The sequence below is a fragment of the Streptomyces sp. NPDC043680 genome (assembly GCF_056436685.1).
Map to the genome: position 1 here is coordinate 49,093 of NZ_JBWKCE010000020.1, position 20,068 is coordinate 69,160.

The following is a 20,068-nucleotide window of genomic DNA, read 5'->3' on the forward strand; positions in this document are numbered from 1 at the left end:
TGGTAGGAGGCGCCTACTACCACGTTTCCCTCGCCAGGGGGCGGTTGACTGAGCGGGATGACGAGAAGCTCGGCATGGGAGGGCCCGGGTGGCGGGGATGCCACCCGGGCCGACTTGCGGGGTCAGGCGCGGCTCCGCGGGCGGCTGTATCGGCGTACGAGGGGGGTTTCCACCAGGGCGTAGAGCGCCCAGGAGAGCAGCACCGTGACGACCGCTGTGCCTATCAGCAGGGAGATGCCGACGGCATTGGAGTACATCTCGGTACCGAGTGCCCAGCGCAGTGAGCACATCACGGTGTAGTGCAGGAGGTAGAAGGCGAAGGAGATCTCACCCAGCCAGACCATCGTGCGACTCCGGAACCACGTGAAGCGGTCCTCGACGTCCGCGATCGCCGTGGCTGCGATCAGCAGCACGATCGGCAGGATCATCGTGGCGCGCTGACCGTAGAGGTAGGGCACGTGGAAGGTCAGTGCGTAACCACCGACGAGCAGCAGGGTCGACCAGACCATGCCGATGTTGCGCCAGCGGCCGTGCTTCACCGCGAGCGCCACGAGGATGCCGAGCGCGAAGTCGACCAGCCGGACCGGCGGCAGCACGTAGCTGAACCAGTACTGCGAGACCGAGGTGTCATGACCGCTCGGCACCCGCGGAGTACTCGGGAACAGGGCGTACGCCAGCGCAGGGGTCGCCACCACAGCTGCGATCGCCCCGGCGATCCAGTACTTCAGGTTGCGGGGATCGACGCGCTTGAAGACCCGCAGCAGCAGCGGGAAGCACAGGTAGAAGACGGCTTCGACCGCCAGCGACCAACTCGGGGCGTCGACACTGAAGTTGGTGAAGTAGGCGGGCCACCACACCTGAACCATGAACAGGTTGGCGATGGCCACGCGCGCGGGGGTGTAGAAGGCCGCGAACAGCACCATGGTGAGCGCCCAGGTGACCACGTAGTTCGGGTAGATCTTGACGAATCTGCGTCGCCAGAACCCCGTCGTCGTGTCACCGTCCCTCGCCGACCAGGCCAGTACGAACCCGCTGAGCACGAAGAAGAACGACACCCCCAGCCCGCCTGCCTGAGCGAACCAGCCGGCCAGGCGGTACTCGGTGTCGTCGTCGGCCAGCAGCCGCAGCGGGGGTATGGGAAGGAACGCATGATGGGCGAACACGGCCAGCGCGGCGGGGAATCGCAACCCGGTGAGCGAGGGCAACCGGGATACTCGCGGCCGCTTCGGCTGAAGGGCTTCGCCGCTTTCGACGGCCGGAGCGGAGCCGGCCAGTACTTGGTCAGTGGCCATGGGGTTTCCGTTCTCGGGGGCCGAGGCCTGGGTCGGGATTTACACCGCTCTTTGTACCGACGCATGCTCGTGGCGCACTCAAGAGCCGCACCCAACCCCCACCTGGCCCCAGACGGCGGCCGGCCGCCGAACCGAGACGGCTGTGTAGCGATCTGTACGCGGCCTATGCCCAGCCCAGGCCGGTCCGCAGGCCGCCAAACCAAGATCACCTGTGTAGCGATCTGTGGCGGCCTATTCCCGGCCCCAGACGGGCCGCAGACGCCAAGCCGAGACCGACTGTGTAGCGATCTGACGCGATGGTGGTCCCTACGGGGCCCGGATGGGCATCTGATTGGCGTCAGCTGCGGCTTGACCCGACCTGGGCCCGGGAAGGGGGATCTATCGGCCCCGAATGGGGACACGGTGACGGGAACCAGCCCGGGCATCGCTGACGGGCCCGCTCCTGGACGTTGACTCCCCGGCCATTCCCCGGGGGCTTCCCGGCAGTCTGTTGTCTTTCCGGGGCGGGCCGGGCAGTCAAGGGTGGCCGAAGGCCATCGCGAAGCGACGCGACGACGAGGAACGAGGAGGAGCGCCCTTGACGGGCCGGACCGACACGGAAAGACAGTCGACTGACGGGACGCCCCCGGACCCCCGCCGACCCCGCGTGCGGGAATCCCGCACCCCGAAGCCTCCGCCCCGCCTCCCGACCCCGCCGGCGAGCCACCGCCCCGCCTCACCTACAAAGCGTCAGTTCCTGTCGTACGTCCCGTAAAGGTCGACGATCAGGTCGGTCGGCTGCCAGCCCCGGTTCCAGAAGTCCACGACGTTGGTGGTGCCTGTGCTCGCTTGGACCAGGTTCGCGACGGTGGCGTCCTTCGTCCAGTTCAGGACGGACGAGTCGGGCGGGGTCGGCCGGACCGCCTTGCCGGCGATGTAGTCGTCCAGCGTGTTCGGGTCCGGAGCGACCGAGAGGTGCCCACTGCCCTGCGGGTTGGTCACCGTCGTGTTCAGGACGAGGGCCTCCAGCGCCATGCCGGACGTCCACAGGGTCTCGTGGTGGTACTCCTGGCCGGCGAGCGGCCAGGCGGAGGTCCGCGAGTCGAACATGCGCCTCGGCTCCACCGGCAGGTAGGCGGCCTTGCCGTCGGCGCTGTAGTAGCCGGTGACGTCCACGATCACGTCGGCCGGACTCCAGGCGCCGTTGCGGACGTTGATCCTGCCGTCCGGTCCGACCGGCACGATCACCGCGTTGGCGACCGTCTGCCCAGCGGTGAAGTTCACGCTCGACGTGGACGGCGCCTGCTGACCGCTCGGGAAGACGGTCAGGTGACCGGAGCCCTTCGGATCGGTCACCGTGACGTTGAGGGCCACGGCGGTGACGCCCGTGGCCGGCAGTCCGCCCTGACCGGCGATCTGGACGCCGAAGGTGCTCTGCGCGGCGGCCTGGCCCTTGGCCGTACCCAGTCCCTCCCGGGTGTCGACGAGCCGGGACGGCTTGACGGAGGTGTATCCGCCGGCGGCTGAGCGGGTGAAGTAGCCCGTCACATCGGCGATCAGGTCCACCGAGCCCATGCTGCGGTTGGCCAACTCGACGTATCCGTCCTCACCGACCGGCACGATCGCCAGGTTCGGCACGGTCTGTCCCGCCGCGAAGTTGACGTTCGACGTGGTCGGCTGCTCCTTGCCGGAGGCGTACGCGATGATGTGCCCGCCCGCCGAGGTGTTGGTGGCGGTGAGGTTCAGGACCACGGCGGTCACCCCGGCCGGGATGCCGGCGTTGCCGACGACCTTCACCCGGGCCGTGCCGTACGGGGCGACGGGGCGGCCGGCCGAAGTGACGGTGCCTGTGCCGGTGCCGTCGCGGGTGTCCAGCAGCCGGGTCGGCGCGTGCGGAGTGAACTCGGAGCCGTCCACGACGACGTCCTTGGTGATGGTGGAGGTCACCTTGGTGAGCAGGTCGGTCGCCGTGATCGTGATCTTGTGGGCGCCGACCTCCGCGTACTTGTGCTTGAAGTACACGAACTCTCCGGCCTTGCCGAAGTCCTCGCCGGTGATGCCGTCACCCCAGTCGACGTCGAACCGGACGTAGCTGTTGGTCAGGTCGGTGCTGACGGAGGTCGCCAGTCCGATGCTGTGCGCGTAGGAGGTGGTCGTGCCCATCCCCACCTCGAAGTACTCACTCTGCTGCGCGCGGGCCGACGCGCCGGCTTCGGCCGTCGCACTCGGCGCCCCCAGCTCGGCCTTGGTCGCGGCGACCTTCGCGGCCACGTCCTTCGCGGCGGCCTCCTCCGCCGCCTTCCGGGCGGAAGCATCCTGCGCGGACGCGTCCTTCGCGGACGCGTACGTCGCCGAAGCACCCTGCCCGGCAGCACCCCGCCCGGACGCATACGTCGCGGAGCCCGCCTCGTGGGCCGGGAAGGTGGCGGTCGCGGCCCGGCCGGGGTCGGCGGTCGGGCCTGCTGCCTGCGCCGTGGCGGGTACGAATCCGACGGCTGCCGCGACGACCGCGGCGGAGATCATGACGCGGTGACGGTACACCGGCCCCCCAATTCCTGAACCTGTTCACAAAAGTCATGATCAGATTACATGCGGGCAGGGCCGCGCCCGAAGGCTCACGGCCCCCGGTAATCTCCCCCGGATGACGGCACTTTCGCACCACGGCAACGACCGCATCGAGCAGCCCGGCCGGCACGGGGTCACCGCCACCACCCAGGCCGATCCGCATGCCATCGGGCCGGTACGCACCGAGTACGCGCCCGATCCCGACGGTGACCCCGATCCGGGCGAGATCGTGTGGACCTGGGTCCCCTTCGAGGAGAACGACGGCCGCGGCAAGGACCGGCCGGTGCTGGTCGTCGCGCGGGAGCCGGGCGGGCGCACGCTGCTGGCCGTGCAGCTGTCCAGCAAGCGGCACGACAACGACCGCGAGTGGGTGCCGATCGGGACCGGCCCCTGGGACAGCGCCGGGCGGGAGTCCTGGGTGGACGTGGACCGGGTGCTGCGCGTGCACGAGGCGGGCATGCGCCGCGAGGCGTGCGCGCTGGACCGGGTGCGCTTCCAGGTGGTGGTGGCCCGGCTGCGGGAGCGCTACGGCTGGCAGTAGCCGGCCGGATACGGCGGGCGCTCACCCCCTGGGGGCGAACACCGCCTCGAAGGTCTTCCGGGTCGCCGGGTTGCGGTCGAGCACCGCGAACACCACGTGCGCGAAGGCACCGCCGAAGCGCCCGGACAGCAAGGCCCGGAAGGCCTCCGCGACCTCCGCGGGGTCGTTGCGGAACACCCCGCAGCCCCAGGCCCCGAGCACCAGTCGGGGGTAGCCGTGCAGGGCGGCCGTCTCCAGGACGCGTTCCGCGCGGCGGGCGAGGGCCGCCGGGATCTCGGCGGCGCGCTCCGGTTCCTGGCGGCGGATGGTGCCCGCGTTCGGGGCCGGGGAGGTGAGGAAGCCGACGCGGAACGGAATCTCCAGTAGTTCGCCCCGGTCGTCGCGGAAGACGGGCACGCCGGGCGAGTGAATCACCCGGTCGGTGTAGAAGGTGCTGCGTCCTGCGCGGTGGACCTCGTAGTACTCGGGGGCCTGGAGCAGGGTCTCGTACAGCGCCGAGGCGCGGCACAGCGCCTCTTCCTGGGCCTTGGCCCCGCGGACGTAGCCGCCCCCGGGATTCCTGGCCGAGGCGAAGTTCAGCACCGCCACCGTCGGTGGCTCCGGGCCGTCGGCGGTGAGCCTGCGCGCTGCGACCGTGCTGCTCTCGCCGGTGACCTCGATGGTCGTCTGCCCCGCGCCGACAGGGGTGCTTTCGTCTGGAATGACCTGCTTTGGCCCATATATCCTGGTTCCGGCCTTGGCTTCCGCCAGGGCGGCGGCGAGGGAGATCCGCCGTCCCGACCGCGTCCGGTATCCGCCGGCCGCCATGATCGTCGCGTTCTCCCGCGCGATGTCGCGCAATCTGCTGCTCACGTGACCATCATCGGCACCCCGGATCGGTGGCTGCCAGACATTTTCCGCACAGGGGCTCGATCCCGGTCGTTGAGCCCCGGCGAGGACGGGTAGGCATGGTCAAGTCATCACCAACGGCAGGAGACCCGGCCATGCCACAGGACTCATCCGCTCCCCAGGCCCCACCGGCCCCGCAGGCACCACCAACCCCACCCGCCCCGGATGCCTCGCGCAGGATCACCGAGGCGGCCGCAGAGGACCTGATCCACGGCATCTGTTTCAAGACCGGCCCGCCCCGCGTCCTGGGTGCCGAGCTCGAATGGTTCGTCCTGGACGCCGAGCGGCCCGGTGCACCCCTGGCTGCCGAGCGGTTGACCGCCGCGCACGACGCGGCCGCCGCCCTGCCCCTGCGCTCCCGGCTCAGCATCGAGCCGGGCGGGCAGTTGGAGCTCAGCTCGGCGCCCGCCGCCTCGCTCTCCGGCTGCGTGGACGGACTGCAGGCCGACCTCACCGCCGTACGGGCCGCCCTGCGCGCGCAGGGGCTGGTCCTGCGGGGGCTCGGCCAAGACCCGCGCCGGCCGCTGCGCCGGCTGCTGAACAGCCCGCGTTACGACGCGATGGAGACCTACTTCGACCGCATCGGCCCCGCCGGGCGCGCCATGATGTGCTCCTCCGCCTCCGTGCAGGTCTGTGTGGACGCCGGGTACGAGGAGCCGGGCCCGCTCGGGTACGGCCGGCGCTGGCGGCTCGCGCATCTGCTGGGAGCCGTCCTCGTCGCCGCATTCGCCAACTCCCCGGCCCACGGGGGTCCGTACGCCGGATGGCGGTGCGCCCGGCAGGGCATCTGGGGCGACCTCGACCGCATGCGCGCGCTGGCCCCTCCGCTGGAGGCGGTGCCGCGGTCCGGGTGGGTCCGGCAGGCGCTGGACACGGACGTGATGTGCGTACGGTCGCCCGACGGTGGACCGTGGCGCGTTCCCCGGGGGCTGACCTTCCGCGACTGGCTGCGCCTCGGCGGCGACAGCGGCGACAGCGCCGACGGGGCGTTCTCGTCCGCGCCGGGTCTCGTACGAGGGCATGCGGGCGGCGGCGCCCTGCAGCCGCCCACCGTCGAGGACCTGGAGTACCACCTGACCACCCTCTTCCCGCCGGTGCGCCCGCGGGGCCATCTGGAGCTGCGGATGATCGACGCGCAGCCCGGCGACGACGGCTGGATCGTCCCGGTGGCCGTGGTGCACGCGCTGTTCGACGATCCGGAGGCCGCCGAGACGGCCTACCGGGTGGCCAAGTCGCTGTCCGACACGTACGGTTCCCGCCCTGCGCCGCGGAATCCGCTCTGGCTGTCGGCCGCCCGTCACGGCCTGGCCGATCCGGCGCTGCGTTCGGCCGCCGGCGCCTGTTTCCGGGCCGCCGCCGCGGCGCTGCCCCGGCTGGGTGCGAGCCGGCACGTCCAGGACGTGGTCGGGGTGTTCAACGAGAGGTTCGTCCTGCGCGGCCGCTCCCCGGCCGATGACCTTGATCGGCAGCTGACCGGAACGGGGGCACGCCCGTGACCACCGCCCTTCGTCCCGACCGGCCGCCGCAGGACCCGCGGGAGCGGGCCGTCGCGGCGCTGACCGCGGCCCGCGCCCGGACCGCGGCGCTCACCGACGCGGTGACCGACGAGGATCTGACCGCCCAGCACTCCCCGCTGATGTCCCCGCTGGTGTGGGACCTCGCCCACATCGGGAACATGGAGGAGCTCTGGCTGCTGCGGAAGGTCGCCGGCCGCGCGTCCATGCGCCCCGAGATCGACCCGCTCTACGATGCGTTCGAACATCCCCGCTCCGAACGGCCGAAGCTGCCGCTGCTGGGCCCCGCGGAGGCCCGCCGGTACACCGCCGAGGTGCGCGGGCGGGTCTTCGACCTGCTGGAGCGCACTCCGCTGGAGGGCACGGCGCTGCTCGACTCGGCGTTCGCCTTCGGGATGATCGCGCAGCACGAGCAGCAGCACGACGAGACGATGCTGATCACCCATCAGCTGAGGCGCGGTGCGCCGGTGCTGACCGCCCCCGACCCGGATCCGCCGGCCGGTCCGGCCCCTGCGGTGCCCGAAGTGCTGGTGCCGGGCGGCCCGTTCACGATGGGCACGTCCGCCGAGCCGTGGTCGCTGGACAACGAGCGGCCCGCGCACAGCCGGGAGACCGCTGCGTTCTGGATCGACACGGTGCCGGTGACCAACGCCGCGTACCAGGCGTTCATCGCGGACGGCGGCTACCGCGACGAGCGCTGGTGGGCGCCCGAGGGCTGGGAGCAGATCCACCGGCACGGGATCGAGGCGCCGCTGTTCTGGCGCCGGGAGGCCGGCCAGTGGCTGCGCCGCCGCTTCGGGGTGACCGAGCCGGTGCCCGATGAGGAACCGGTTCTGCACGTCAGCTGGTACGAGGCCGACGCCTACGCCCGCTGGGCCGGGCGCAGGCTGCCCACGGAGGCGGAGTGGGAGAAGGCCGCCCGCTTCGATCCCGCCACCGGCCGCTCGACCCGCTACCCGTGGGGTGATGCGGACCCGACCCCGGTCCACGCCAACCTGGGCCAGCGCCATCTGCGCCCGGCTGCGGCCGGCAGCTATCCGGCCGGCGCCTCGCCGCTGGGGGTGCGGCAGCTGATCGGCGACGTGTGGGAGTGGACGGCCTCCGATTTCCTGCCGTACCCCGGGTTCCGGGCCTTCCCGTACCGCGAGTACTCGGAGGTGTTCTTCGGTCCGGAGCACAAGGTGCTGCGCGGCGGTTCCTTCGCGGTGGATCCGGTGGCCTGCCGGGGCACCTTCCGCAACTGGGACCTGCCGGTGCGCCGGCAGATCTTCTCCGGCTTCCGGACCGCGAGGGACCTCTGATGTGCCGTCACCTGGCCTTCGTGGGGCCGGAGGTACCGCTGGGGAGGCTGCTGATCGAGCCGGAGCACTCGATCGTCCGGCAGGCTTGGGAGCCGCGCCGGCAGCGGCACGGAACGGTCAACGCGGACGGCTTCGGTATCGGCTGGTACGCCGAGGGCGATCCGGTCCCTGCCCGCTACCGGCGGCCGGGGCCGGTCTGGGGGGACCTGAACTTCGCCGATCTCGTCCGTGTGGTGCGCAGTTCGGCCGCCCTGGCCGCCGTACGCGACGCCACGCTGTTCACGGCGGACGGGGAGGCCGCGGCGGCGCCGTTCGCGGCCGGGCCGTGGCTGTTCAGCCACAACGGAGCGGTGCGGGACTGGCCGCAGGCGGTGGCTCCGCTGGCTGCGGCGCTGCCGCCCGAAGAGCTGCTGTCCCTGACGGCGACCACGGACTCGGCGCTGATCTGGGCACTGGTGCTGCACCGGCTGCGCCGGGGGGACGATCTCGGCACGGCGCTCGCCGAGCCGGTGCGGGAGCTCGCCGAGGCCTCGCCCGGCTCCCGGCTGAACCTGCTGCTGACCGACGGCACGGACATCGCGGCCACGGCCTGGGGCGATTCGCTCTGGTACCTGGTCGACACCGCCGCCCGGCGCACGGTCGTGGCGTCGGAGCCTTACGACGACGATTCCCGCTGGTGCGAGGTGCCCGACCGGACCCTGCTGACCGCCGACCGCACACGGGTCGACCTGACCCCGCTCAAGGAGAGCTTCCAGTGAGTGACTTCCAGTTGACCCGTACGCTCGACGAGCACGCCGCGGACAGGGCGCTGCGCGCCGACGTACTGCACGGGCTGACGCACTCCCCCAAGGTGCTGCCGCCCAAGTGGTTCTACGATGCCCGCGGCAGTGAACTCTTCGAGGAGATCACCCGGTTGCCCGAGTACTACCCGACGCGGGCGGAGCGGGAGATCCTGTTGGCGCGGGCCCAGGAGATCGCCGTGGTGAGCGGCGCGCGCACCTTGGTGGAACTGGGCTCCGGGTCCTCCGAGAAGACCCGGCACCTGATCGAGGCGATGCCCGCACTGGACACCTACATTCCGGTGGACGTGAGCGAGAGCGCCCTGTCGGGCGCGGCGCAGGCGCTGCTGGAGGAGCATCCGGGGCTGCGGGTGCATGCGCTGCTGGCGGATTTCACCAAGCCGCTGCACCTGCCGCAGAGCCCCGGGCCGCGGCTGGTGGTGTTCCTCGGGGGTACGGTCGGCAATCTCCTGCCGCCGGAGCGGGCCGTGTTCCTGGCGTCGGTCCGGGCGATGCTGTCGCCCGGTGACGCCCTGCTGATGGGCACGGACCTGGTCAAGGACGAGGACGTGCTGGTCGCGGCGTACGACGATGCGCAGGGGGTGACGGCCGAGTTCAACAAGAACGTCCTCTCGGTCATCGACCGCGAGCTGGGTGCGGATTTCCACACCGAGGACTTCGCGCACGTCGCGGTGTGGAACCGTGAGCAGGAGTGGATCGAGATGCGTCTGCGGGCCCGGTCCGAGCTGGTGGTGAAGGTCCGGGCGCTGGATCTGCTGGTGCCGTTCGCGGCGGGTGAGGAGATCCTGACGGAGGTGTCCGCGAAGTTCCGTCAGGAGGGCGTCCGCAGGGAGCTGTCCGCCGCCGGGCTGGAGTTGACCCACTGGTGGACGGATGCGGCGGGCCGTTTCGCCCTGTCGCTGTCGGTGGCCGACGGTGCGGAGCCGGCGGCGGATTCGGGGAGGGAGTCGGAGGCGGAGGCGGAGACGGCCGCCTGAGCCGCGGCCGCGAGTTCCCGCCGGTCCGGGTGGCGGCCCGGCGGGATCCGCGGCAGCAGCCGCACCTCGGCGCGTACGCCGCGGGCGCGGGCGATCCGCCACAGGGAGGCGGTCAGCGGGTCGTCCCCGACGAAGGAGGCGGCCCCGGCGGTGCTCCCGTCCGCCAGCCGGTAGGCGAGCCGTACCGGCTGTACGGGGACGCGGGCGTCCAGCGCGCTCTGGAAGGCGGCCCGTCGGAAGGTTCCGCGGGCCCGGCCGCACCAGGTGCTGCCCTCGGGGAAGACGGTGACCCGGTCGCCGTCGAGCAGGGCGCGGGTGAGCGTCTCGACGGTGGCGGGCAGGGCGCGGATCCGGTCGCGCCCGATGAACAGCGTGCCGGCCTGGGCGGCGAGGCGGCCGAGGACGGGCCAGGCCCGGATGTCGTCCTTGGCGAGCATGCGGCAGGGCAGGACCGCGGCGAGGACCGGGATGTCCAGCCAGGAGATGTGGTTGGCGACGACGAGGCGTCCGCCGTCCGGGCCCGGGCTGCCCTGGACGGTGATCCGTATGCCGAAGGCCCGTACCAGTGCGGCCGACCAGGCCCGTATCACCGTGTGGCGCGGACCGGCCGGCAGCAGCCGGACGGGCGGGGCGCCCAGGATCCCGAGCAGGACCAGGGCGATGGCGGCGCCGAGCCGGAGCAGCGCGTGCGGGACGTTCGTGGTGCGCCCCGCGTGGCCGGAGCACGCCGCGGGCGTACAGGGCGAGGTGGGCAGCCAGACGCTCATGCGGCCGGGACGAGCGAGAGGAAGTGCTTGAGGTAGCGGGGGTTGGTGCGCCGCAGGGAGAGCAGCACGTACAGGTCGGCACAGCCGAACTCGGCGTCGAGGGCGGCCTCTCCGCAGACCCAGGCGCCCAGCCGCAGGTAGCCGCGCAGCAGCGGGGGCAGTTCCGTGCGGTCGGGGACAGGGATGCCCTCGGGGTTCCAGGGGAGGTGCGGGGTGACGCGGTACTCCTCGGGGGCGAGGTTGCGGGTCAGGACGTGGGCGCGGGTGGCGGCGGCCAGGACTCCGCCGTCGGCCAGCGGTATCGAGCAGCAGCCGGCGAGCCAGTTGTGCCCGGAGCGGTCCATGTAGCGGGCGAGGCCGGCCCAGATCAGGGCGATGACGGCGCCGTTGCGGTGGTCGGGGTGGACGCAGGAGCGGCCGACCTCGACCAGGTCGGGGCGGATCGGGTCCAGGGCGGAGAGGTCGAACTCGCCCTCGGAGTAGAGGCGTCCCGCGACGGCGGCGCGCTCGGGGGGCAGCAGCCGGTAGGTGCCGACGACCTGCTCGGTCTCCTCGTCGATGACGAGGAGGTGGTCGCAGTAGGCGTCGAAGGCGTCGGCGTCGAGGCCCGGCTCGGGGCCGTCGAGGCGGGCGCCCAGTTCTCCGGCGAAGACCTGGTGGCGCAGTCGCTGGGCGGCGCGCACCTCGTCCTCGTTGCGGGCGAGGCGTACGGCGTAGCGGGGTGCGGTCGGGGCGGCGGGCGCGCCGAGGGCGGTCGGTGCGGCGGAGGGCGGGGTGGCGGCGGTGGGGGTGGTGGCGCCGGCGGTTGCGGTGGGGGTGGCGATCGGCGGAAGGACGGACGGGGACAGGGGGGCGATGGTCATGGCTGCTCCGGGTCCGGGCTCGAAGAGCCGGGCCTGCGGTGCGATGGCCCGGCTCCTCTACTTCTTCCGTGACCGGCTGGATTCGACATGACCGCTCAGCGGCCCTTGGATGTGCGGACGCTGAACTCAGCGGTCGGAGCCGAGGACCCTGCTGATCGTCTCCGAGGCGGCCCTGGCGGCTTGCCGGGGGTCCTGACCGGTGAGGACGGCCGTCATGTACGGCTTGATCGGGTTCTTGGCCTCGACCTCGGCCCAGCGCGCGGACTTCGGGGTGGCCCGGCCCTGTGCGGCGCCCGGGGCCATGGCGGCGGAGCCCTCGTTGCCGTCGACGAGGTGGGCGAGGGTGGTCTTGTTCGGTACGTAGCTCATGGTGCGGGCGAGTTCGGCCTGCCACTTCTCGCTGACCAGGGCCGTGATCACCTCGACGGCCCGGTCCCGCCGGGCCGTGCGGGCCGGGATGATCAGGTCGGAGCCGCCGGTGAAGACGGCGCCGGGCCGGTCGGAGGTCTTGCCGGGGATCGGGAAGAACCCGAGCTTGCCCTTGAGGGCGGGGTTGGCGGCCTCGATGGCCGCGGCCTGGCCGGGCGGGGCGATGATCTGGGCGACCCGGCCGCCGGCGAACACGTCGGACTGCGGGGGCGTCTCCTCGTCGGCGTCCTTGGGTCCGTCGCCGAGGGCCTGGAGCTGCTTGTAGAACTCCATGCCGGCCAGGGCCTTCTCGTCGTCGAGGGTGCCGACCCACTGCCCGCTGGTCTCGACGGCGAGGTCGCCGCCCTCGTCCCAGACGAATCCGGACAGGACGTACCAGTTCTGTCCGGCGAGGTAGATGCCCTGCTGTTCGCCCTTGTCGAGTTTCTGGGTGGCCTGGATCCACTCCTGGCGGTTCTTCGGCGGGGTCTTGATCCCGGCGTTCGCGAAGAGGTCCTTGTTGTAGATCACCACGCGGTTGGCGGCGTACCAGGGGATGCCGTACTGGGCCCCGTCGATGCTGCCGGGGTCGGCGAGGCCCCTCAGCCAGTCCGTACTGCCCCAGTCGCGCAGGCACTCCAGGGTGAGCTCGGACAGTCCGCCGTTCGCGATGTACCGGGCGACCTGGGTGTTGCCGACCTCGATGACGTCGGCGCTCTCCTTGGCCTTCCCGGCGAGTACGGCGTCGACCTTGTCGCCGATGCCCGTCCATTCCTGGATCCTCACGTCCAGGTCGGTGCCGGGGTGCTCCTTCTCGAAGGAGCTGGTGAACTTCGTGATGAAGTCCTGCGAGGCGCTGCCCTTCATCAGCCAGAGCGTCACCTTCTGCGTGCCTCCCGCCGGTTCGGCCGACCGGCCGCAGCCGGTGAGGGCGGTCGCGGCCACGAGGGCGGTGGACACGGCGAGGTAGCGCATCTTCACGGAGTCACCTTCTGGGGAGCGATCTCAGATGGCTTGAAATTGGCATAGACCAATGGGCCGGTCAAGGGTATTTGCCCCGGGACTGTTCACCTAAAGTTCGCGGAGGGGGAGGTACTGGGGCACCGTGGAACACGGCAGATCCACCACTCTCGGGAGAGCCCCATGTCCAATCACACCTATCGGGTGACCGAAATCGTCGGCACGTCGCAGGACGGCATCGACCAGGCCGTCCGCAACGGGATCGCCCGGGCGGGCCAGACCCTGCGCAACCTGGACTGGTTCGAGGTCACGCAGGTACGCGGGCACATCGAGAACGGGGAGATCGCCCACTACCAGGTGGGGCTCAAGGTGGGCTTCCGCCTCGATGACGCGGAGTGAGGGCCTTCGGGCCCTTCTCCCTCCGGCCCCTCAGGTACGGCCCTCACCCTCCTGAGCGGCCTTGAGCTCGGGCGCATCGGCCGCCCAGTTCGCCAGGACCACCCGGAAGCCGGCGGCGCGCGCCGCCTGGCAGACCAGCTCGTCGTCGTCCACGAACACCTGCACCTCCCGGCCCCGGGCGATCCGCTGCAGCACCTCCAGCTTGGTCGTCCGGGCCGGCCGCCGGTCCTGGTTGCCGCGCATCCACACCCGTCCCTCGGGCAGCCCGTGCCGTGCCAGCCACTCCACCGTGTCGGCCCGGCACCGCTCCGGGCGGCCGGTCAGGTAGACCACCTCGCAGTGGGCCGCACGCTCCAGCGCGAGCGCCACTCCGCGCGCCAGCGGCGGGTCGGCCGGCGCCGCACCGAAGAAGCCGTCCCAGTCCCGGGGGCGGCGCTCCAGGAAGTACTGGCGGTGGTCGGTGTCGGCCAGGGTGTTGTCGATGTCGAACACGGCCAGCGGCCGACGGGGGGTGGTGTCACTCATACGGGTCAGCGTAGTTACTCCGGATCTCCGGGAATCCTCGACGCCCCAGAGCGTTGAGCACGGTGTGATCCACGAAATCCGCACCGTCTCCGTCCTCGACCGGTCCCGGACCCGCGAGGGCCTGCCCGCCCCGCAGGCGCTGCGCGACACGGTGGAGCTGGCCCGCGCCGCGGAACGGCTCGGGTACCACCGCTTCTGGGTGTCGGAGCATCACAGCGTCCCCGGGGTGGCGGGCTCGGCACCGACCGTGCTGGCCGCCGCCGTCGCCGGTGCCACGTCCCGGATCCGGGTCGGCACGGGCGGGGTGATGCTGCCCAACCATCAGCCGCTGGTGGTGGCGGAGCAGTTCGGGGTCCTCGAATCCCTCTTCCCCGGCCGGATCGACATGGGCCTGGGCCGCTCCGTCGGCTTCACCGGCGGGATCCGGCGGGCGCTGGGCCGGGACACCGAGGACGCCGACCGCTTCGAGGAGCAGCTGACCGAGCTGCTCGGCTGGGTGGACGGCACCCAGCAGGCGCACCCCCAGGTGCACGCCCGCCCGGCGGAGGGGCTGCGGATCCCGGCGTACGTGCTGGCCACCGGGGAGGGGGCGGGCATCGCGGCCAGGACCGGGCTGCCGCTGGTGGTGGGCGATCTGCGGACCCGGGACCGGGTGGCGGACATCGTCGAGCGGTACCGCAAGGAGTTCCGGCCCTCGTCCCGGGGCGCGGAGCCGTACGTCGTCGTCTCCGGGACGGTCGCGGTCGCCGCCACCGCGGAGGAGGCCCGGCGGATCCTGGTGCCGGAGGCGTGGGCGCTCGCGTACTCCCGCACCCGGGGCAGCTTCCCGCCGCTGCGCCCGGCGCAGGAGGTGGAGGCCCTGGAGATGACCCCCAAGGAGCGGGAGCTGTACGAGGGCGCCCTCGGCGGGCACATCCACGGCACCGAGGAGCAGGTCGCGGCGGAACTGGCCGGGGTCGCGGAGCTGACCGGCGCGGACGAACTGCTGGTCACCACCTCCACGTACGACAGGACCGCCCTCCTGGACTCCCTCACCCGCCTGGCCCGCCTCTGCGGCCTGCCCGGTACGCCCTGAGGGCACGGCCCCGCTCGGGTCAGCTGCCCTGGCGCAGCTGCTGGAGCTCGTCCTTCCCGGCCGACTTCGCGCGTACGAGGGCCGCTGCGAGCCTCGGCAGCTCGGCGCCCTCGACGAGGTCGGCGAGTCCCCCGGCCGTGCGGGGCAGGCCGAGCAGGCCCGCGGCGTCCCTGGCGCGCCGGTCGAAGGCCGGGCGCAGCTCGGGCCACAGCCCCTGTGCCTCGCGGCAGAAGATGTCGGCGCCGACCGGGCCGATCCGCGGGAACTCCTGCAGCAGCTCACGCACCCGGCGCGGGTCCCCGTCCGCCTCCATGCGCAGCCGCCGCAGGTCGCCGCCGTACCGTTCCCCCAGCAGTTCTGCGCCCTCCCCGAGGGCCGTGGAGGTGCTTTCGTCGTACCGTCGGTAGTGGGCCCGCCCGAGGGCGTCCACCCGCTCCTGCCAGGAGGCCCGGGCCATCTCGCGCGGGGTGCGCAGGCCTGCCGCGTACAGTTCGCGGGCGGCGGCGACGGCGATGTCGGCCCGGATCCGGGTCGAGCAGAGCAGGCACAGGACCAGCAGCTGGTAGAGCGGCGCGGGCGCGTCGCGCAGCCGGATGCCGGCCTCCTGCGCGTGCGTCTCGCCGTACCGGTCCAGGAGGCGTTCGATCAGCGGCTCGCCCATGGCCGACTCCTTCCTCCCCGCGGTGCGGCTGCCCGGCGGCCGCCGGTTCATGCCGGCGGGGCGGCAGGGTGGACCGCCGGTCCGTGCCGACGGGCGCGGCTGCCGCCGTCCGCGCACGTAAACTGGGGCGAATGCACTACTCCACCGAGCCACCGGCCTCGGCCCCGGCCGCGACCGCCGCCCTCGACCCCTTCGTCCGCGTGCGCGGCGCCCGGGAGAACAACCTGCGGGGCGTCGACGTGGACATCCCGCGCGACGCCCTGACCGTGTTCAGCGGGGTCTCCGGATCCGGCAAGAGCTCACTGGCCTTCGGCACGCTGTACGCGGAGGCCCAGCGCCGGTACTTCGAGTCGGTGGCCCCGTACGCCCGGCGCCTCATCCACCAGATCGGCGCCCCGAAGGTGGACTCCGTCACGGGTCTGCCACCCGCGGTCTCGCTGGAACAGCGCCGCTCCTCCCCCGGTTCGCGGTCCTCGGTCGGCACGGTGACGCTGCTGTCCAACTCCCTGCGGATGCTGTACTCCCGGGCCGGAACCTATCCCCCGGGGGCCGAGCGGCTCGACTCCGACGCCTTCTCCCCCAACACCGCCGCCGGTGCCTGCCCCTCCTGCCACGGGCTCGGCCGGATCCACCGCACCAGCGAGGAACTCCTCGTCCCCGACCCCCGGCTGTCGATCCGCCAAGGCGCCATCGCCGCCTGGCCGGGTGCCTGGCAGGGCAAGAACCTTCGGGACATCCTGGAGGCGCTCGGCCACGACGTGGACGCGCCGTGGCAGGAGCTCGCGCCGAAGGACCGCGAGTGGATCCTGTTCACCGAGGAGCAGCCGGTGGTCACCGTGCATCCGGTGCGGGACGCCGACCGGATCCAACGTCCGTACCAGGGCACGTACATGAGCGCCCACCGCTACGTCATGCGGACGTTCTCGGACAGCAAGAGCGCCGCCCTGCGGGCCCGTGCCGAGCGGTTCCTCACTGATTCCCCCTGCCCGGCGTGCGGGGGCCGGCGGCTGCGGCCGGAGGCGCTGGCCGTGACCTTCGCCGGGCGCACCATCGCGGAGCTGGCGGCGCTGCCGCTGACGGCGCTGGACACCCTTCTGGCCGAGACGGCTCCGGCCGGTGAGGCGGCCCGGGTCCTGGCCGAGGACCTGCGCGCGCGGATCGGGCCCGTCGTGGAGCTGGGGCTCGGCTACCTGAGCCTGGACCGCGGCGCACCGACCCTGTCGGCGGGCGAGCTGCAGCGGTTGCGGCTGGCGACGCAGCTGCGGTCCGGGCTGTTCGGGGTGGTGTACGTGCTGGACGAGCCGTCGGCGGGGCTGCATCCGGCCGACACGGAGGCCCTGCTGACGGTACTGGACCGGCTCAAGGCGGCCGGGAACACGGTGTTCGTGGTGGAGCACGACCTGGACGTCGTACGGCACGCGGACTGGCTGGTGGACGTGGGACCGCTGGCCGGGGAGCACGGCGGGCAGGTGCTCCACAGCGGGCCGCCGGACGCGCTGGGCGGCGTACGGGAGTCGGCGACGGCGAGGCACCTGTTCGCCGTCCCCGAAGCGGCCGGTCCGAGGCGGGTCCGGCAGCCGACGGGGTCCGTCCGGATCAGCGGCGCCGACCTGCACAACCTGCGGGACGTGGACGCGGAGTTCCCGCTCGGCGTGTTCACCGCGGTGACGGGGGTGTCCGGGTCCGGCAAGTCGACGCTGGTGGGCCGGGTGCTCGCCCGGGAGGTCGGGGAGCGGCTCGCGGACGCACGGTTCCCGGTGCGGCGGCTGGTGGAGGTGGACCAGAAGCCGATCGGCCGGACGCCGCGGTCCAACCTGGCCACCTACACCGGGCTGTTCGACGTGGTGCGCAGGCTGTTCACGGCGGCCCCGCAGGCGCGGGCGCGCGGCTGGAAGGCCGGCCGGTTCTCCTTCAACGTGGCGGGCGGCCGGTGCGAGACCTGTCAGGGCGAGGGCTTCGTCTCGGTGGAGCTGCTGTTCCTGCCGAGTACGTACGCGCCGTGCCCGGACTGCGGGGGCGCCCGGTACAACCCGGAGACGCTTGAGGTCCGGTACGAGGGGCTGAACATCGCGGAGGTGCTGTCGCTGACGGTGGAGTCCGCCCTCCCCTTCTTCGCGGAGGTCCCGGCGGCGGTGCGCAGTCTGAGGGCGCTGGAGGACATCGGGCTGGGCTACCTGCGGCTCGGGCAGCCCGCGACGGAGCTGTCGGGCGGCGAGGCGCAGCGGATCAAGCTCGCGACGGAGCTGCAGAGACTGCGCCACGACCACACCCTGTACCTGCTGGACGAGCCGACGACGGGGCTGCATCCGGCCGATGTGCGGGTGCTGCTGCGGCAGCTGCACGGGCTGGTGGACGCCGGGCACTCGGTGGTGGTCGTCGAGCACGACATGGAGGTGGTGGCCGGCGCGGACTGGGTCGTGGACCTGGGCCCGGGCGGCGGCGCCGAGGGCGGCCGGGTCGTCGCCTCGGGTCCCCCCGAGCGGGTGGCCCGTTCCGCGGCGAGCCGCACCGCCCCCTACCTCGCCCGCGCGCTGGCGGGGGGAGCCGGGTAGGACCGTCCGGTTGCGGGGAGCAGGCTGAAGGCGGCGATGCTCGCGGCCCACAGGACGGCCAGCGCGCACAGCACGAGCAGCAGCCACGGCCACCGGCTGCGGACCTGCTCCAGCTCCCAGGCCCGGATCAGGACCCTGCAGTGCGCGTTCGCCGCTTGGTAGGTCATGCTGCACAGGGGCTCGGGCTCCGCCGCGGCGACGGCGCCCGTGGCCTGTTCGCGGCCCGTCGGAGCGGGCGGCAGGAGCTGGGGGTGGGAGTCCAGCCAGGTGGTGAAGGTGTCCTGCATGGCGGCGTGGCCGCGTTCGTTCGGGTGCAGGCTGTTGTGGAGCCACTTGGCGGGGCTGAAGCGCTGTGCTGCCAGCCCGTTGACCGTCTCGATGTCCACGAAGTTGATTCCGGCGGCTCGTTTCCTCCGCTCGCACAGCTGGAGCCGGTGCGTCGCGAGGCTGTCCTTCATCTCGGCCATGTAGGTGACGCCCGCCCGGTCGGCGGCCTCGCGCATGGTGGTGTCGAGCTGCTCGACGAAGGTGCGGATGAAGTCCCGCTCGCCCTTCACCAGGGCCACTCCGGTGCAGCTGCCGGCCGGGGCGATCGGCTGCGGGTAGGGCACGGCCACGACGGGCACGTCGGCGGGCAGGACCTTGCGCAGTGACCGGTAGGTCGCGATGAGGTCCCGGCGGACTCTCGGCAGGTTGTTCACGAACGCGGGCTTCTGGGTCCGGCAGTCGCCGGGTGCCAGGCACGCCTCTCCGAGGATGGCGAAGCCGGCGTCGTTGCCGCCCACCGTGACGATGACGAGGGCCGGGTGGAACGCGGGTGCCTGCCGTCGCAGTTGGTCGATCTGGGTGCCCGGCTCGCCCGGTTGGGCACGGGAGGGGCCGGGAGCCGAGGCCGGGTTGAGGTTGTAGGTCCGCGCGCCGGAGCAGGCGAGGAACACCATGCGGTCGAACCGCCGGCCGGTGGCGAGTCCCACGGCGTAGGCGGAGGGTGAGCGCCGGCATTCGTTGCGGCCGCCGTCGTCGGTCCCCCGGAAGTAGCTGCTCGCTCCCTCACCCGACATGTAGGAGTCGCCGAGTGCCACGAGGACCCGCTGCCCTCCGGCGGCGTCGGGCGGCGCCGGATGCTCCGGGGGTGCCGCCGCGAGGAGGCAGAGCGCCGCGAGTACGAGGGCGACGTCGGCGTGCGTGTGGGAGACGATGGCCGGCAGCAGGAGCAGCGCCGCCGCGACGAGGACCGCGGCCAGCACCCAGTCCCGGCGCACGAGCCATACGCAGGCCAGGGCGACCGCGACGATCACGACGAGGCCGAGGACCCCGACGGCGCCGATTCCGGCTCCGGGCCCCGCGGCGGACCGCCGGCTGCGCAGTCGGCGTACGCCCCACTCGGACAGGAGGTTGAGGCCCAGCGGGAGGAACACGAAGAGGGCCACGCCGAGGGCGATGAGCAGGGCGACGTAGAGACCGCCCTTCGCCCGGGGCAGCAGGAGGCCTGCGAGGGCCGCCGTCAGCGCGGTCAGCACCATCAGGGCCGTGCCCCACGGCAGCAGGGTCCTGCTCGGGCGGCCCGGTCCGGCTCCCCGCCACGCTTCGACGAACCAGCCCAGGCCGAGCAGCAGCAGAACCGACCCCACGAGCGGCAGGGCGTCCCCCTGCGCCCCCACCACGTGGACGACGAGGACGGCCGCTCCCGCCGTGCTCAGCAGGGCGGCCGCCCGGACCAGCCAGCGCGGAGCCCGCTCGCCGGGGCCCCGCTCGTGCCCGAACCCCAGCTGTCGTCCTACGAAGACGGCACTGCACAGGCCGAAGAAACCCATTGCCAGGTACAGCTCCGGAAGCGGCACTCCACGGCTCGACTCCACGACGAGGAACACGGCACCCGCGACGAACAGCATCCGCGGTCCCCACCACAGCAGCGTGCCGCGCAGGTCCCGCCGGTCGGCCGATCCCGCCGGCTCGCCACCGTGCGGGTCCTCGACACCGTGCATGTGCTGCACCCTTCTG

Annotated in this window: 16 protein-coding genes and 1 pseudogene; 8 read left to right on the forward strand and 9 right to left on the reverse strand. The window is 72.6% G+C overall.

Translation table 11 applies throughout. The features are described from left to right. Positions 1-122: 122 nt before the first annotated feature. Complete coding sequence (locus AC0666_RS28785) at positions 123-1,292, reverse strand: acyltransferase family protein (protein ID WP_468969474.1); 1,170 nt, start codon at positions 1,290-1,292, stop codon at positions 123-125. Between the two features lie 729 nt (positions 1,293-2,021). Beyond that, positions 2,022-3,794 (reverse strand): hypothetical protein, encoded by a 1,773-nt coding sequence (locus tag AC0666_RS28790; RefSeq protein ID WP_478708628.1) that lies wholly within the window; start codon positions 3,792-3,794, stop codon positions 2,022-2,024. 118 nt (positions 3,795-3,912) lie between these two features. Between AC0666_RS28790 and AC0666_RS28795 the strand changes: the two genes are divergently transcribed. After that, entirely contained in the window at positions 3,913-4,377 is a 465-nt protein-coding gene (locus tag AC0666_RS28795) for a type II toxin-antitoxin system PemK/MazF family toxin (RefSeq protein WP_478708629.1), read from the forward strand. A 21-nt stretch (positions 4,378-4,398) separates the two neighbouring features. On the opposite strand, the gene AC0666_RS28800 is transcribed toward AC0666_RS28795, so the two are convergent. After that, on the reverse strand, positions 4,399-5,229 hold the full coding sequence (locus tag AC0666_RS28800; protein ID WP_478708630.1) for a TIGR02452 family protein: 831 nt from the start codon (positions 5,227-5,229) through the stop codon (positions 4,399-4,401). Positions 5,230-5,360: 131 nt separating this feature from the next. Between AC0666_RS28800 and AC0666_RS28805 the strand changes: the two genes are divergently transcribed. Genes AC0666_RS28805 through egtD form a run of 4 tightly spaced genes read left to right on the forward strand, consistent with a single transcriptional unit; the run spans position 5,361 to position 9,857 of the window. Beyond that, complete coding sequence (locus AC0666_RS28805; protein ID WP_468969465.1) at positions 5,361-6,761, forward strand: glutamate-cysteine ligase family protein; 1,401 nt, start codon at positions 5,361-5,363, stop codon at positions 6,759-6,761. Then, a complete protein-coding gene (gene egtB, locus AC0666_RS28810) occupies positions 6,758-8,080 on the forward strand; it encodes an ergothioneine biosynthesis protein EgtB (protein WP_468969462.1) in 1,323 nt (440 codons plus the stop codon). The genes AC0666_RS28805 and egtB overlap by 4 nt, the downstream gene beginning before the upstream one ends. Further along, positions 8,080-8,838 (forward strand): ergothioneine biosynthesis protein EgtC, encoded by a 759-nt coding sequence (gene egtC / locus AC0666_RS28815; RefSeq protein WP_478708631.1) that lies wholly within the window; start codon positions 8,080-8,082, stop codon positions 8,836-8,838. The genes egtB and egtC overlap by 1 nt, the downstream gene beginning before the upstream one ends. Next, positions 8,835-9,857: an L-histidine N(alpha)-methyltransferase gene (gene egtD, locus AC0666_RS28820; protein WP_468969456.1), complete on the forward strand. Its 1,023-nt coding sequence runs from the start codon at positions 8,835-8,837 to the stop codon at positions 9,855-9,857. Before egtC ends, egtD begins: the two co-directional genes overlap by 4 nt. A gap of 239 nt (positions 9,858-10,096) precedes the next feature. Here egtD and AC0666_RS28825 read toward each other — a convergent pair. The 3 genes and pseudogenes from AC0666_RS28825 to AC0666_RS28835 all read right to left on the reverse strand — a co-directional run. Next, positions 10,097-10,624 (reverse strand): annotated as a pseudogene (locus AC0666_RS28825) (lysophospholipid acyltransferase family protein); the annotation flags it as partial. Next, positions 10,621-11,487 carry a GNAT family N-acetyltransferase gene (locus AC0666_RS28830; protein ID WP_478708632.1) on the reverse strand — a complete coding sequence of 289 codons (867 nt, stop codon included), beginning with the start codon at positions 11,485-11,487 and terminating at the stop codon, positions 10,621-10,623. The gene AC0666_RS28830 and the pseudogene AC0666_RS28825, both read right to left, overlap by 4 nt. A 126-nt stretch (positions 11,488-11,613) precedes the next feature. After that, positions 11,614-12,876 (reverse strand): extracellular solute-binding protein, encoded by a 1,263-nt coding sequence (locus AC0666_RS28835; RefSeq protein ID WP_468969450.1) that lies wholly within the window; start codon positions 12,874-12,876, stop codon positions 11,614-11,616. A 162-nt stretch (positions 12,877-13,038) separates the two neighbouring features. On the opposite strand from AC0666_RS28835, the gene AC0666_RS28840 reads away from it, so the two are divergent. Then, positions 13,039-13,254, forward strand: coding sequence for a dodecin (locus tag AC0666_RS28840; RefSeq protein WP_468580619.1), 216 nt, complete (start codon positions 13,039-13,041; stop codon positions 13,252-13,254). A 30-nt stretch (positions 13,255-13,284) separates the two neighbouring features. Here AC0666_RS28840 and AC0666_RS28845 read toward each other — a convergent pair whose 3' ends face one another. Next, positions 13,285-13,779 (reverse strand): phosphatase domain-containing protein, encoded by a 495-nt coding sequence (locus AC0666_RS28845; protein WP_468969447.1) that lies wholly within the window; start codon positions 13,777-13,779, stop codon positions 13,285-13,287. A gap of 64 nt (positions 13,780-13,843) precedes the next feature. Here AC0666_RS28845 and AC0666_RS28850 point away from each other — a divergent pair, with 64 nt between their 5' ends. Continuing rightward, positions 13,844-14,854, forward strand: coding sequence for an LLM class flavin-dependent oxidoreductase (locus AC0666_RS28850; protein WP_478708633.1), 1,011 nt, complete (start codon positions 13,844-13,846; stop codon positions 14,852-14,854). A gap of 19 nt (positions 14,855-14,873) precedes the next feature. On the opposite strand, the gene AC0666_RS28855 is transcribed toward AC0666_RS28850, so the two are convergent. Continuing rightward, positions 14,874-15,515: an endonuclease gene (locus AC0666_RS28855; protein WP_468969444.1), complete on the reverse strand. Its 642-nt coding sequence runs from the start codon at positions 15,513-15,515 to the stop codon at positions 14,874-14,876. A 131-nt stretch (positions 15,516-15,646) separates the two neighbouring features. Here AC0666_RS28855 and AC0666_RS28860 point away from each other — a divergent pair, with 131 nt between their 5' ends. Beyond that, positions 15,647-18,067, forward strand: a complete 2,421-nt coding sequence (locus AC0666_RS28860) for an excinuclease ABC subunit UvrA (protein WP_468969441.1) — start codon at positions 15,647-15,649, stop codon at positions 18,065-18,067. Here the strand turns inward: AC0666_RS28860 and AC0666_RS28865 are convergent. Next, positions 18,031-20,052 carry an SGNH/GDSL hydrolase family protein gene (locus AC0666_RS28865; protein WP_478708634.1) on the reverse strand — a complete coding sequence of 674 codons (2,022 nt, stop codon included), beginning with the start codon at positions 20,050-20,052 and terminating at the stop codon, positions 18,031-18,033. The two genes, AC0666_RS28860 and AC0666_RS28865, sit on opposite strands and share 37 nt — an antisense overlap. Between the last annotated feature and the right edge of the window lie 16 nt (positions 20,053-20,068).

Excerpts from the sequence above, each read along its gene's own strand:
- AC0666_RS28785 (WP_468969474.1), bottom strand. The coding sequence starts at position 1,292 with ATGGCCACTGACCAAGTACTGGCCGGCTCCGCTCCGGCCGTCGAAAGC.
- AC0666_RS28790 (WP_478708628.1), bottom strand. The coding sequence starts at position 3,794 with ATGATCTCCGCCGCGGTCGTCGCGGCAGCCGTCGGATTCGTACCCGCC.
- AC0666_RS28795 (WP_478708629.1), top strand. The coding sequence starts at position 3,913 with ATGACGGCACTTTCGCACCACGGCAACGACCGCATCGAGCAGCCCGGC.
- AC0666_RS28805 (WP_468969465.1), top strand. The coding sequence starts at position 5,361 with ATGCCACAGGACTCATCCGCTCCCCAGGCCCCACCGGCCCCGCAGGCA.
- egtC (WP_478708631.1), top strand. The coding sequence starts at position 8,080 with ATGTGCCGTCACCTGGCCTTCGTGGGGCCGGAGGTACCGCTGGGGAGG.
- AC0666_RS28830 (WP_478708632.1), bottom strand. The coding sequence starts at position 11,487 with ATGACCATCGCCCCCCTGTCCCCGTCCGTCCTTCCGCCGATCGCCACC.
- AC0666_RS28840 (WP_468580619.1), top strand. The coding sequence starts at position 13,039 with ATGTCCAATCACACCTATCGGGTGACCGAAATCGTCGGCACGTCGCAG.
- AC0666_RS28845 (WP_468969447.1), bottom strand. The coding sequence starts at position 13,779 with ATGAGTGACACCACCCCCCGTCGGCCGCTGGCCGTGTTCGACATCGAC.
- AC0666_RS28855 (WP_468969444.1), bottom strand. The coding sequence starts at position 15,515 with ATGGGCGAGCCGCTGATCGAACGCCTCCTGGACCGGTACGGCGAGACG.
- AC0666_RS28860 (WP_468969441.1), top strand. The coding sequence starts at position 15,647 with ATGCACTACTCCACCGAGCCACCGGCCTCGGCCCCGGCCGCGACCGCC.
- AC0666_RS28865 (WP_478708634.1), bottom strand. The coding sequence starts at position 20,052 with ATGCACGGTGTCGAGGACCCGCACGGTGGCGAGCCGGCGGGATCGGCC.